This window comes from Myroides albus (genome assembly GCF_024722315.1).
In the GTDB taxonomy this organism is placed as follows: domain Bacteria; phylum Bacteroidota; class Bacteroidia; order Flavobacteriales; family Flavobacteriaceae; genus Flavobacterium; species Flavobacterium album_A.
Map to the genome: position 1 here is coordinate 166,984 of NZ_CP102754.1, position 13,953 is coordinate 180,936.

At 31.8% G+C, this 13,953-nt stretch carries 10 protein-coding genes; 8 read left to right on the forward strand and 2 right to left on the reverse strand.

The features are described 5' to 3' along the window. Positions 1 to 48: 48 nt before the first annotated feature. Positions 49 to 5,709, reverse strand: coding sequence for a phage tail-like protein (locus tag NWE55_RS00865; RefSeq protein ID WP_258204459.1), 5,661 nt, complete (start codon positions 5,707 to 5,709; stop codon positions 49 to 51). Between the two features lie 445 nt (positions 5,710 to 6,154). Here NWE55_RS00865 and NWE55_RS00870 point away from each other — a divergent pair, with 445 nt between their 5' ends. The 8 genes from NWE55_RS00870 to NWE55_RS00905 all read left to right on the forward strand — a co-directional run bounded on the left by NWE55_RS00870 (position 6,155) and on the right by NWE55_RS00905 (position 13,247). Next, complete coding sequence (locus tag NWE55_RS00870; RefSeq protein WP_155093194.1) at positions 6,155 to 6,295, forward strand: hypothetical protein; 141 nt, start codon at positions 6,155 to 6,157, stop codon at positions 6,293 to 6,295. Positions 6,296 to 6,595: 300 nt separating this feature from the next. Next, positions 6,596 to 6,943 (forward strand): hypothetical protein, encoded by a 348-nt coding sequence (locus tag NWE55_RS00875; protein WP_155093193.1) that lies wholly within the window; start codon positions 6,596 to 6,598, stop codon positions 6,941 to 6,943. Positions 6,944 to 6,986: 43 nt separating this feature from the next. Then, positions 6,987 to 7,793 (forward strand): hypothetical protein, encoded by an 807-nt coding sequence (locus NWE55_RS00880; RefSeq protein ID WP_258204460.1) that lies wholly within the window; start codon positions 6,987 to 6,989, stop codon positions 7,791 to 7,793. Positions 7,794 to 7,828: 35 nt separating this feature from the next. Further along, positions 7,829 to 8,044: a hypothetical protein gene (locus NWE55_RS00885; protein WP_155093190.1), complete on the forward strand. Its 216-nt coding sequence runs from the start codon at positions 7,829 to 7,831 to the stop codon at positions 8,042 to 8,044. 63 nt (positions 8,045 to 8,107) lie between these two features. Next, positions 8,108 to 8,587 (forward strand): hypothetical protein, encoded by a 480-nt coding sequence (locus NWE55_RS00890; protein ID WP_258204461.1) that lies wholly within the window; start codon positions 8,108 to 8,110, stop codon positions 8,585 to 8,587. A 387-nt stretch (positions 8,588 to 8,974) separates the two neighbouring features. Then, a complete protein-coding gene (locus tag NWE55_RS00895; RefSeq protein WP_230381564.1) occupies positions 8,975 to 9,442 on the forward strand; it encodes a hypothetical protein in 468 nt (155 codons plus the stop codon). Positions 9,443 to 10,262: 820 nt separating this feature from the next. Then, positions 10,263 to 11,441 carry a calcium:cation antiporter gene (locus tag NWE55_RS00900; RefSeq protein WP_155093188.1) on the forward strand — a complete coding sequence of 393 codons (1,179 nt, stop codon included), beginning with the start codon at positions 10,263 to 10,265 and terminating at the stop codon, positions 11,439 to 11,441. Between the two features lie 189 nt (positions 11,442 to 11,630). Beyond that, on the forward strand, positions 11,631 to 13,247 hold the full coding sequence (locus NWE55_RS00905) for an IS1182 family transposase (RefSeq protein ID WP_258204053.1): 1,617 nt from the start codon (positions 11,631 to 11,633) through the stop codon (positions 13,245 to 13,247). A gap of 82 nt (positions 13,248 to 13,329) precedes the next feature. Here the strand turns inward: NWE55_RS00905 and NWE55_RS00910 are convergent, their stop codons facing one another. Beyond that, positions 13,330 to 13,953, reverse strand: a complete 624-nt coding sequence (locus tag NWE55_RS00910) for a carbonic anhydrase (RefSeq protein WP_155093187.1) — start codon at positions 13,951 to 13,953, stop codon at positions 13,330 to 13,332.

The window sequence follows — 13,953 nt, forward strand, 5'->3', positions numbered from 1 at the left end:
GTTCTCATGTTAATTATTTGATATTAATAAGTAATATACTATCGAAAATTATTTCTTTACATACTCTAAAATAAGGTAATACTTGCCTTTAGGATGTTTTACAGTTACTGTACCTGGTGTTCCAAGTGTTAAGACCGTTTTCCCATTAACAACTTCCTTTTTTATTAAATCACGAGTAGAAGAATTAGTTGCTTGATTGATCAATCTAGCATCTAGAATAATTGACGCAAAATCACCATCTAGTGTTATTTTATTGTCTGGTTGAGTTAATTCTATTTCGAAAACTTTCTGAGCTACTTTTTTATCTGTATCTAACCATTTTATATCTTTAATTTGCTCATCTTGACTATAGTCAACTCCATTAAAAGTAACCTGTCTAAAAGCAGCTCCTCCATCACCATCAGCTACCAATAACTCTCCTTCAATTGCTTGCTGAGACGATATTTTTGCAGCTGTCACTCCTTTATCTTTTACTACTGTCCCATATACTGAAGCAGCTCTTAACTTCGCATAGGTTACTGCATCATTTGCAATCTTTTCTGTAATTACTGCATTGTTTTTTAAATGTTTACTATCAATTGATAAGTTATTTACTTCTAATACAACCTCTCTTAAAACTGATCCTATTGATCCTGAAGTAGCAGAAATTGTTTCTCCTCCAGCGATATTAGCCTTAGTTATTACCTGATCAACTTTTCCAAAACTATATCCTCCTTCTCCATCAGTTAACAAAATTTGATTAGATGTAGCACTTTGACCACCTTCTACGGATGAAAGTTTATTTATCGTCACTGTTTTTTCTCCCAAATGCTCTGTTGTAATACCTGCATCACTAACTTTAATAGACGCAGGTGCTAATAAAACACCTTCCCTACTAGACACTGTAATAGAACTATCACTATTTAATTGCTTACCATAACTATTCAAAGATAAAAACTTTGCCTCTCCATCTCCTAAAGAAGTTAAAACAGTTCCCTGATCTGCTTGATCTGCATCTATTTTTATTGCCTGAATTGTTTTGTCTGCTATTTTTCCATTTCTAATACCTTTATCCTTAACACTAATACTCACATCCTTTAAAAGTGCTTGATTTCCTCCTGTAACCTCGATAGCATCACCAGCATACAAAGTTTTACCCGCATCAGCTATAGCTGCTGTAACTGTTTCAAAACTCGCTCCACCTTCACCATCTGTAAGTAGCACTAATCCTTTAGTTTCACCATCTGCATTAATTTTCTGAGGAGTGACAGATTTATCACTTAAATGTTGTTCTTGAATTCCTGATGGAGCTATTTGAATAGTTGCCTGTTTTAAAAGTGCATGATCTCCTCCAACAACAGAGATTGAAGTATCTGCTTTTAATTCCTTTCCACTTTTTGAGGCAATTTCATCCATAAAAGAAAAGGTTGTACTTCCTTGACCATTCGTTACTAAAAATGCTCCCTCACCTATTAACTCATCTCCTATTTTGGAACTAATTTTAGTTGTGGTAACAGCAGTATCTTTTATATGTTTTGTATCCACTCCTTGCTCAGCAACTGCGATACTTGTTTGCTGTAGAAGAGCTTTATTTTCAGCGGTAACACTAATTGAGGTATCAGATAATAAGCTTTCTCCTTTACCAGAAAAAATATTTTCGTTTATTTCTTGATAATTTACAGCTCCATAACCATCTGCTGTTAGTACTGCATTTAAAACTGCTCCTTCTGAAGATATTTTAGCTGCTGTTACAGCCTTATCTTGTAATTTTGCTGTAACAATACCTTGATCTTGTATTCCTACTGTTGTATTAGCTAAAACAGCAGATATTCCATTACCATTAACAAAGTGCAAACCATCTTCTAGCTGTAAATCTTTCGCTTCTTGTACAATACTCGCTCTATCCACATAATTAAATCCACCATCACTATTTGTTACCATTACCATTCCTTCATCCGAACCTGTACTACTTAATTTATTAATCTGAATTGTTTGTTCAGCTATTTGTTGATTAGTAATACTTTGCTCTTTAATACCTAATCTAATATCCTTTAACAAGGCCTTATCTCCTGTGACAGTTGCACCGTGTTGGTCAGGCATGATGGTAATAATATTATCTGTTAATAAATTACCAGCTACAGAGTCATAAATTTTATCCATTTCTCCCCAAACTGTTCTTCCTTGATCATCACTTAGCAATACCCTACCTTTCCCTACATTACCAGAAGTAATCTTATCATTAGTTACTGCTAATTCTGATATTTGAGCTGTTTTAACCGCATTGTCAGCCAATTGTTCGGTGTTTATACTCTTTTCTCTAATACTTAAATTCACATCTTCTAACACTTTATTTACTCCATTATCAGATGCTATAATAATGTCATCAGTAGTTATTGCTCCTTTATTCTGTAAAACACTTGAAGTTAAAGGTTGATAATTAACTATTCCTTGGTCTCCAACTATAGCTACATATCCTTGTTCCTCTTCTCTAGCAATAAGCTTAGAGGCAGTAATAGATTTATCATTGACCTCTAAAATTACGTTTTGAAGTACTGCCCCATCTGCGCCTTGTATTGCGGTGATTGTTTCTCCTGGTATAATAGATCCTTTTTCTGTCAGCATATCAGATGTTAAAGGTTGATAACTTACAGTACCTCCTGTACCAACTATAGCTACCGATCCTTCATTAGCATTTTCTGCGTTTAATTTAGACGCCGTAACAGCTCTATTGGCGATATGTTTTTCTTTGACTCCAGAAACATTAAGTTCAATCTCCACTTCTTTACCTTGTTCTCCAATTAATACATTCTCACCTCCTTTAACCAAAATAGTCTGTTCTACATCTCCTACAATATCTCCATTGACAGCATATATTAAAGCTTCTTTCAAGGGCGTAAATAGAGCTCCTCCAATTCCATTAGCTATTAAAACCGCACCATTCGGCATATTTTCAGAGCCTATCTTTTCAGAAGTAACACTTTTATCTTCTATATGTTTAGTTACAATTCCACTGGTTGCAACCTGGACTTTAACCCCCTTAAGAAGAGATGCCGAGGCATCACCTTCTATCTCTAAAGAATTATCAACAGATAAGGCCTCTCCTTGTAATACTGTATCTAACTCTTGGTATTTTACAGTACCATCGTTTTGGGCTATAGCAACAAAATTGTTCTTTCCTTGACCTGCCCATAACTTACTCTCACTTACAGCTCCATCTTTTATTTTAGAAGTAAGTATTGCATTATCTTTTAAGTGTTCTGCATCGACTCCTTTTTTAGCTATTTCAATACTTGTTTCATTTAGCAATGCCTTTTCTCCATATGTTACTTTAATAGAAGTATCTGATAATAATGCTTTTCCTTTTGTTTCTATTATTTCATATATATTATTTTGAACATCTTCATTATTAATAATGTCTTCAAAGTTATTTGTTACATCTCCGATAACATCTATAGTGACTTCATCAAGTGCTTCGTTTTTATATACATAAGTACCTGTATTTACTCCATTTGATTGTTCTGGAGTAATAGTAGTTATTGTCTCAAAAGATTTTACTAATGATGAAATATCTATGAGCTGATTCGCTCCTGTTTCATCTAAATATTTAAAAACAAAGCTACCCTCTTCCTCAACATAAGTTACGTTACCTAAGGGAAGAGCATTATTGAAATACTGATTTAAAATCTCTTGAACATCTTCATTATTAATAATGTCTTCAAAGTTATTTGTTACATCTCCGATAACATCTATAGTGACTTCATCAAGCGCTTCATTTTTATATACATAAGTACCTGTATTTACTCCATTTGATTGTTCTGGAGTAATAGTAGTTATTGTCTCAAAAGATTTTACTAATGATGAAATGTCTATGAGTTGATTCGCTCCTGACTCATCTAAATATTTAAAAACAAAGCTACCCTCTTCCTCAACATAAGTTACGTTACCTAAGGGAAGAGCATTATTGAAATGCTGATTTAAAATCTCTTGAACATCTTCATTATTAATAATATCTTCAAAGTTATTTGTTACATCTCCGATAACATCTATAGTTACTTCATCAAGCGCTTCATTTTTATATACATAAGTACCTGTATTTACTCCATTTGATTGTTCTGGAGTAATAGTAGTTATTGTCTCAAAAGATTTTACTAATGATGAAATGTCTATGAGTTGATTTGCTCCTGACTCATCTAAATATTTAAAAACAAAGCTACCCTCTTCCTCAACATAAGTTACGTTACCTAAGGGAAGAGCATTATTGAAATGCTGATTTAAAATCTCTTGAACATCTTCATTATTAATAATATCTTCAAAGTTATTTGTTACATCTCCGATAACATCTATAGTGACTTCATCAAGTGCTTCGTTTTTATATACATAAGTACCTGTATTTACTCCATTTGATTGTTCTGGAGTAATAGTAGTTATTGTCTCAAAAGATTTTACTAATGATGAAATGTCTATGAGTTGATTTGCTCCTGACTCATCTAAATATTTAAAAACAAAACTACCCTCTTCCTCAACATAAGTTACGTTACCTAAGGGAAGAGCATTATTGAAATGCTGATTTAAAATCTCTTGAACATCTTCATTATTAATAATATCTTCAAAGTTATTTGTTACATCTCCGATAACATCTATAGTTACTTCATCAAGCGCTTCATTTTTATATACATAAGTACCTGTATTTACTCCATTTGATTGTTCTGGAGTAATAGTAGTTATTGTCTCAAAAGATTTTACTAATGATGAAATGTCTATGAGTTGATTTGCTCCTGACTCATCTAAATATTTAAAAACAAAACTACCCTCTTCCTCAACATAAGTTACGTTACCTAAGGGAAGAGCATTATTGAAATGCTGATTTAAAATCTCTTGAACATCTTCATTATTAATAATATCTTCAAAGTTATTTGTTACATCTCCGATAACATCTATAGTTACTTCATCAAGCGCTTCATTTTTATATACATAAGTACCTGTATTTACTCCATTTGATTGTTCTGGAGTAATAGTAGTTATTGTCTCAAAAGATTTTACTAATGATGAAATGTCTATGAGTTGATTTGCTCCTGACGCATCTAAATATTTAAAAACAAAGCTACCCTCTTCCTCAACATAAGTTACGTTACCTAAGGGAAGAGCATTATTGAAATACTGATTTAAAATCTCTTGAACATCTTCATTATTAATAATATCTTCAAAGTTATTTGTTACATCTCCGATAACATCTATAGTAGTTTGACTACCATCTTCTGCAGTATATACATACTGTCCATTACTCTGACTTATCAAAGATGTTAATATATTTACATCTTTTAAAGGAACCGATACAATATTACCTTTAGAGTCTTTTAAGTAAAGATTTTGCTCATTATCATTCACCGCAAATTCCTCATTTTTAAGAATATCTCTATAAGCTTCATCTTGATCTGTAATTATACGTAACCAACCTGTCTCAAACCAATAGTAGTACCCTGGTCTAAGCTCATCATTTTCAGTAATATTAAAAACCAATAAACTATTTGTTACATTACCCTTATTGACAAAAGAACTATCTGTAAGAGTTTTTAAAGGTATTCTTGGTATTAAAATACCTTTTAAGTCATTAGTCGACGCTACTACTTCAAGCATCGCTGATTTATCCGGATTTTTTGTACCTATTCCTACCTGTGCCATAGCTAAGCTTGAGACAAACAGAAATGATAGTGGTAATAATTTTCTTTTCATTAACTAGTCTTTTTAAGGTTGTTGTCTTTTTTCTTATTCTTCTAAAGAATTTTATTATCCTTTAAGATGAATTATTTTTTAAGAGTTAAAAAAAATAGATTTACTTTTTATTGTTATAAATATTCAAATATTATGCCATTTTAAAATAAAATTACAAAAAAAATTAATTAAATAAATATAAAAGAGATTATAATTATTTTTTACCTAAAAACATTATTCCTGTACTAGAGCTCTTAAAAAAGTATTATGTTCTCTCCTATTATTATATCCATCTCACTAACCAGATACTCTCCATATAGCATAGCATTATTGTGATAAGTTACTTTGGATATCCAATCACTTAAGTTTAAATGAATTAAAAGATAAAACCAAGATAGTAAAACAAGAGGGTAAATTAGCTGAATCTTTATATAAAAAATGGTTTAATAAGGCTTATGAAAATTTTATGCATATTGATTTAGAAAATAAAAAAGCTATTCTAAAAGATGAAGCTCAATACCACTTAGGAGATAAGAATCAAGTGCTATTAGGAAAAATCATTAAATCAGAAATAGTAGATACTAACTTCTTGTATGCAAAGTATTAGTATGATTTAGAAATGGTTGAGGATAGCTACCAAACCTTAGGAAATGTTTTACTAAACAGTACATTAGAGCAGCAAAAACAACCGCCAAGATCAAGTAATTCATTAATAATAGACTGATATGAGACAAGTATTAAAAACTTATAGTTGTAAATATACATTTCTATTAAAAAAAGCTATTAGAGTTGGAGATGATAAAGTTACTCGTCAGCTAGGATTAGCTTTGATTATATATTCAAAATATCGCTGTAGACTATATTGGTATAAACGTGATATCGTACAGACACGTATAGAATAGTTACTATGGGAAATAAAACAATAACAGAAAAAGACTTTTGGGAGTGTACTGGGGGATTAATGCCTGCTCAATATCAATCTACTCAAGAAAAAGTTAAAAATAAAAAGGGTGAGAAATATATCCTTAAGAGTAACACCGCTACAAGTAGCTTTGATGATTTTAGTTGTAAAAAATTAATGCTAGTGGCAGCTATTTTAGCTGCAATAATAACTGTAGCTGTAGTAGCTACTGGTAGAGCAGCTTTAGTACTTATTGGCGCAATAGCTGGAGCGGCATTTGGAGCGGTCATAGGAAGCTTACTTTGTGGGCAATTAGTGGCTAAAGTAAGAAAAATGGAAAGACTCAAAAAGTAATTTTACTATATTTGGAATTGATACCATAACAGGAGATCACACCATGATTTGCCCAATTTTCGGTGACGAGATTTCTTTTAATCCTAATATAAAAACGTGGACGCAAGCTTATGCTATAGGTATATCTAATTTTATAAAAGGAGTAGCAGAAGGTGCTATGGTAGGTGGAATGATCGCAATGAGTGGAGGATTAATTTCAGGTGGTGGTTTTAGATCTCTATTTGCAGGAGGTGGAAGAGGTTTTCTACAAGGAACACTCAATTTAGTTAAAGTAGCTCCTAGAAGCCTTTTAACTAATTTAAGGCTTGGAATTACTGGTAGAAATACCTATAAAGTATTAGATGGTACTACAGCTTATTTAGATACCTATGGAACAACAGGAGAAGCCTCTTTAGATGATTTTAAAAAAGGTGTAAAAAAATCTACCTTTACGGATATTAATGCTATAGAGAATATTTATACTACAGGTGGAACTACGCAAGATTACTGTGCTTTAGGAATGCTTTTGTTAGGAGGTGGAAAAAGTAAGGGAACAGGTAAAAATCATGTTGTTAATGAACCTCATAGTAGTGGAAAAACAACTCAGAATAAAAATCACGCTACAGAAGGAGTTCATACTAAACCTGCTGATCCTGGACATAAAGCAGTTTCACCAGATAACAAAGGAGGTCATGTTGATGAACCTACACCTAAAACTAAGCCTAAGGCAGAAAAACCAAAAGAAAAGAAACCTGATGGAAATGAAACACATAGTGATAAAGATGCGAAGGTTGAAAATAAATTAAAACCTGGTACTCCTGGGCATAAAGCTAACAGATGGGATAGATATCAAAAAAAGGAAGAAAATTAGATTATGACAAATGGAGTAATAAGTATGATGCAAATATGAAAAATGCCAATAGAGGTAATAAGATGGCTGATGATTATCACAAAATGATTGGTTTTGGAGAACGTGAACTTCCTATGAAACTTGATTCAAAAGGAAATGCAGTAAGAAGTGAATCTGGTATTCTTGAAAGAAAACTTGATATCGGAGATATTAGTAATAAAAAAGCCATAGAAGTCAAAGATTATTTGTCTAAAGAAGTACCTTATAGTTGAAAAATTAAAAACGAGGTTGATTTTGATAAAAAGCTTGCCGAACAAGGTTGGGATGTAGAATGGGTGTTTAAAGGTAAAGGACCAAATAAAGCGTTAGAAAACGCATTAAAAACACCTCCTCCTATTAAAATAAAAAATAATAATATGAATTTTACTGATCTTAGAAAAGATTTACAACAAATGGTTGTTGATGCAGAAGAATATGCGATTAAAAGTATTCAAGAGAATAATGATTTTAGTCCATATATTTATACTGAAGGAAATAAGTTGAAAAAAATAATTACAGATGACTTAGAAGAAGCAATAGAAACTGCACATGAAATTATAGAAGAAGATATTGAGGAAGAAACTGCTATTTTTGTTTATAATGATTATATAGAGTTTAAAGATGGTGAAATTACAGCTATAGTTCTTCAAATATTTGATTTTAACGAAGATTTTGGTTATTCATTTGGACTAGGATATAAAATTAAAAATAATACTATAAGATTTTTAAATCAACGTGTTTTTTTGGGAAATATTAGAAATATATTAATTTTTTAAAAGTAAGTTTAATTCATTTTTGTTCAAAATCAAGTAGAATATGCAGAACAGCAGTTTGGTGAAATTAGTAAACAATATGAAGAGCTTTGCCATCAGACAAAACAAGGTAATTCAAACTTTTCGTATCACATATGTACTATAAAATACTGTCGTTTCATTATACACTTTGATTGCCTAGTACGCAGAATCACAAACTTAAAGCTTTCTGATACATTTTTATCAAATGTCTTAAACAATGTGAATGATACATTATCTTACTTTAAATCAATAAACACACTGAAAATGTATTATTTACACTAACTGTTTTACTTGAATACTATCAAAATATAAAAAATCAAGAAAAGATATTAGAAGTTTTAAATCTTCTTGACACCTACATAGAACAATATGATAATTATAATTTTAATCAAAAAAATTAATTACACTAAAGAAGAAGGAACCTTTGTTGAATGGATCATTAAAGAAAAAGAGAAAATTGATGATAGCACAAATAAGATACTAGTAATGCAAAAAGAGCTTAAGGAACTGGAACAAGAAGAAGAAAAATCACAACACTCTTTTAATAGTGCTTATTTCACGATTCATTTATTTCCTATGGGCAATTTTCAATTTAATCCTAAAGAAATTGATTTACTATTTAAAATATTAAAAATTAATGACATCAATTTAATAGATCACGTAAAATATATGTTTAAGTCTTCTATTATACCTGTAATTAATTGTTATCCAGATGAAATTACAGAAGAAGGTTTTGCAAATGGCAATGAGGAATATAAGGGAGATAAAAACTTTATTAATATTTATAATATAAGAAAACAATTATTTGAACATAAAATACATAAAGTAAAGATATAAGAATCAATTACCTAAACATTCATAGTAAAAAAATGTTTTGTAATAGACAAAAGTCTATTTATTTCAATCTAAAAACACATAATTAAAGCTAAATATACACCCCGACAACACAATAATACCATAACTAGTATATCATTTCATAACAAAATACATCAAATTAAATTAGTTAACTAATAATATAAAATAAACACAACAATACACCGAAAAATAAAACAAAAACAAACAAAGGCTAAAACTAATATTTTTACTAAAATATTCGCTTCCATCAATCAAAAAAACAGGTGATTATTTAACTTTTTAGTACTTTTTTAATACATTTAAAATCATTATATTTGATTTTAACCTAATTTACTAAGGTGAGCTATTAGGTGAGTTGGTTTTTTACAAACAAGCCAATAGATTGATTTAAAGATATTTACAAGGAGTGGTTCGAATCCTGCCACCCCGATAATAGAAAAATATAGAATCCGTAAATATTATGTGTTTACGGATTTTTTGTATTCAAAAGGAATTTATTGCGAAAGTTAGGGATCAGTAACAAAAGTTGGGGACTACGCAAAAAGTTTAGCTAATCTGTATAGGAAAACTTCTCACCTCCCCCCCTAACTCTATTGAACCGTCTCCTAATTAAGCTCTTGGAGTATTATCAAAATATTGATATTTTTACAATGCTCGCTTTTATCTACTCTTTCTAATAAATTAATAGAAAATCACCTTCACTTATTTCTAAAGAATATTTATCATAGGATAAGTACATAAATAATGAGAAGTAATACTTTTGACCTGTTCTAAACCCAAATTTATTTAATATTATAATGCAATGAAAAACGCAAACTCAACAAGTATTTTTCCAACGAAAACTAAAGTACGCTTAGCAACTATTTGGTTAATTGTATTTATATTCTTGTTTTACGGAAACACTATAACAGGAGAAAGCTTAACGCCTTGGTTAGCGAGCACACTGTTTTTAGTGCTTTTATTTACCATTGTAGGAGCAGCGTTTGGAGTAGTTAAAGAAGCAGATGAATTAGCTCACAAGTTAGGAGAACCCTATGGAACTTTAATTCTAACACTCTCTATTGTCTCCATAGAAGTAATTCTTATTTCAGCTGTAATGTTAGGACCTGGCGAAAATCCTACTATCGGAAAAGATTCTATTTTCTCCGTGATGATGATCATAATGAATTTAGTAATCGGCTTATGTATACTATTGGGAGGGTTAAAATATGGTGAACAAGAATACAACGCACAAGGAACCATGTCCTATATCGCCATGATTATTATGTTGGGAGGCATTGGATTGATGCTACCTAATTTTATTCAAGGAGCTGGAGGAGGAAGGTTTAGTGATACTCAAGCTATTCTATTGGCTTTGTTTATTATTTTCTTATACGGTATCTTCTTGTTTTTTCAAATGAAAGGATACAAACACCTCTATGTACAGCCCAAAACGGGGTCTATGGAAATTCTCTACAAAGACAGATTACTACAAGAACAAAACCAAGCAACAGAAGTGATTTCTGAAAAAACGACAACAAAAGCTAACAAGGAGATATGGTTGCGCTCAATTATCTTACTCGGCATGATACTACCTATCGTATTACTGTCACATAATATGGCTGTCGTTGTCGATTACGGCATACAATCAGCAAATCTTCCAACCCTTTTAGGAGGAGTATTAGTTGCAATAATTGTATTTACACCAGAATCGATGACAGCAGTTAAAGCCGCTTTAAACAATGAGTTTCAGCGCGCAATTAACTTATGCCATGGCGCATTCGTTTCTACAGTAGGTTTAACAGTGCCATCGGTCTTAATAGTAGGCCTTATAACTGGAAAAACAGTACTCTTTGGAATGAATAGTACAGAAACAATTCTATTTGTCATCACTTTACTACTCAGTTTAATGACCTTCTTAGGTAAGCGTACCACTCCTATTATGGGAGTAATGCACTTAGTTTTGTTTGCAGTGTTCGCGATGTTGATATTTAACCCTTAAGACAATAATTACCCTTTGCCAATAATTTGGCTTATGTTGGCACAAGAAAAATAATCAAAAACACAAAGGAGGCTGTCTAAAAAGCCTAAAAAACAAAACCCCGTCTAAAAAAGGCGGGGTTTTTTCATTGTTTGTCCTCAAAAATAATTATCTTCAAGGTGCAACCAAACAATAAGAAAGACAAATATAATGTTCAAATCTGAAAGTTTAAAATCGCCGAGTCTATTTCCTGAAGATATTTTTTCTAAAATTCCTCTAGACCATCCTGTTCGTCTTATCAATGCTGTTGTTGATGAGTTAGATATTAGTTCTATTTTAAGTCAATACAAAGGAGGAGGGACCACCAGTTATCATCCCCGTATGATGATAAAAGTCTTATTCTACGCCTATTTCAATAATATTTATTCATCGCGTAAGATTGAACGGGCTTTGACGGAGAACATTTATTTTATGTGGTTATCTGGTAATAGCTTGCCTGATCATCGCACGATTAATTATTTTCGCGCTAAGCGATTGAAAGGTCAAATCCATCAGCTTTTTGCAGATGTGGTTCGTCTGTTACAAGAATTACAATATGTTAGTTTACAAGTTCAATATATTGATGGAACAAAAATTGAATCTAGCTCTAACCGATACACCTTTGTATGGCGTGGTTCAGTGGAGAAAAACAAGGCTAAATTAGAAACAAAAATTCAAGATGTTCTCACAGAAATAGAGGGTCAAATCAAACAGGATCAAAGTGAACTCGCAAAAGAACACTGTTCCAAAAATATTGATAGTTTAGAGCTTAAAGAAAAAGTGACTCAGTTAAATAAACATAGGGCAGACCTACCCAAACCTACAGCTAAACAGCTCAAACAGTTAGAAGACGAGCATTTACCTCGCTTGCAAAAATACGAACAACAACTAGAAACTTTAGGTACTCGAAATAGTTATAGTAAAACAGATCCAGATGCTACTTTTATGCGAATGAAAGAAGATCACATGAAAAACGGGCAACTTAAACCTGCCTACAATACTCAAATAAGTACTGAAAATCAATTTATTACACATTATACTATTGCACAAAAATCAACTGACACCACTACCTTAATCAATCATCTAGAGACTTTTGAACAAACCTATGCACAACAAAGTAAAGAAGTTGTAGCAGATGCTGGGTATGGTAGCGAAGAGAATTATCTGTATTTACTTGAAAGAGAAATAACGCCCTATGTGAAATTTAATTATTTTCATATGGAACAGAAAAGAGCTTGGAAGAACAACCCTTTTCTACAACACAATCTTTACTACAATAAATTGTTTGATTACATCTTATGTCCAAATGGAGAAAAGCTACCTAATATTGGAAGTAGTACTAAATACACCACCACTGGTTTTGCGTCAAAAATACATCTGTATCAAGCTTCTAACTGCTTGAAATGCTCGTTAAAAGAGCTATGTAATAAAGCAGCAGAAAACAGAACAGTCTCTATGAATCATAGATTGGTTCAAATAAAACAACATATTAGAGAATTACTCAACTCTGAACGCGGTAAATATCATAGAAGTAAAAGACCTGTAGAAGTAGAAGCTGTTTTTGGACAACTAAAAAGCAACAACAAATTTACTAGGTTTACTCTAAGAGGATTAGAAATGGTCGAAATTGAATTTGGACTGATGGCTCTTGCACATAATTTAAGAAAACTTACTAAGAATAGAGAAAAATCGACTTTAAACAACAATTTTCATCCTAAAAAAGAGACTGATAAACGAAAAATGACAAATTATAAGTCTAAAACTCGTTTTAATTGCAAGAACTTTTAATCTAAGAGAAAAGTAACGTTTTATATAATACAAAAGAGGGTGACCTTTTGGGACACCCTCCTTTCACTTTAATCAAATTGCCTTAGCAGATCAGTTCTACCTTACCGCTTACCACATCATAATAAGCTCCTACTACTCCTATCTTCTCTTCTTCGATCAGCTTAGTCAATGATGGACTCACTTCTTGTAATTGAGCCACTATGGATCTTACATTTTCTATAGTTACCAACTCTACTAATTCGGCAGAGGATAAATCTTCTCCTGCGTGTTTAGCTTTTACTTTATCTACTACTGGGTGTATATGTTCTAAAATTGTGTCTAACTTTCCTAATGTAGTATGGTTACACGCTCCTGTTACCGCACCACATCTACTGTGTCCCAACACCATGATCAACTTACTTCCCACTACATTACACGCGTATTCCATACTTCCGATTACTTCATCCGTTAGTACGTTACCCGCTATTCTCAAGCTGAATATATCACCAATACCCTGGTCTAATACGTGCTCTAATGGAGCTCTACTATCCATACAACTCAAAATAACAGCATGGGGATGTTGTCCGTCTTTCGTCTCTTGTAATTGGTGTAAGAAGTTACGGTTAAACTTTAGGTTGTTTACGAATCGGTTATTTCCTTCTAATAATAGTTCTAAACTTTGTGCAGGTGTTGTGTTTGCTAATATTTCTTTTGTAAATGAATTCAT

Excerpts from the sequence above, each read along its gene's own strand:
- NWE55_RS00865 (WP_258204459.1), bottom strand. The coding sequence starts at position 5,709 with ATGAAAAGAAAATTATTACCACTATCATTTCTGTTTGTCTCAAGCTTA.
- NWE55_RS00870 (WP_155093194.1), top strand. The coding sequence starts at position 6,155 with ATGCATATTGATTTAGAAAATAAAAAAGCTATTCTAAAAGATGAAGCT.
- NWE55_RS00875 (WP_155093193.1), top strand. The coding sequence starts at position 6,596 with ATGGGAAATAAAACAATAACAGAAAAAGACTTTTGGGAGTGTACTGGG.
- NWE55_RS00880 (WP_258204460.1), top strand. The coding sequence starts at position 6,987 with ATGATTTGCCCAATTTTCGGTGACGAGATTTCTTTTAATCCTAATATA.
- NWE55_RS00885 (WP_155093190.1), top strand. The coding sequence starts at position 7,829 with ATGAAAAATGCCAATAGAGGTAATAAGATGGCTGATGATTATCACAAA.
- NWE55_RS00895 (WP_230381564.1), top strand. The coding sequence starts at position 8,975 with ATGATAATTATAATTTTAATCAAAAAAATTAATTACACTAAAGAAGAA.
- NWE55_RS00900 (WP_155093188.1), top strand. The coding sequence starts at position 10,263 with ATGAAAAACGCAAACTCAACAAGTATTTTTCCAACGAAAACTAAAGTA.
- NWE55_RS00905 (WP_258204053.1), top strand. The coding sequence starts at position 11,631 with ATGTTCAAATCTGAAAGTTTAAAATCGCCGAGTCTATTTCCTGAAGAT.
- NWE55_RS00910 (WP_155093187.1), bottom strand. The coding sequence starts at position 13,953 with ATGAATTCATTTACAAAAGAAATATTAGCAAACACAACACCTGCACAA.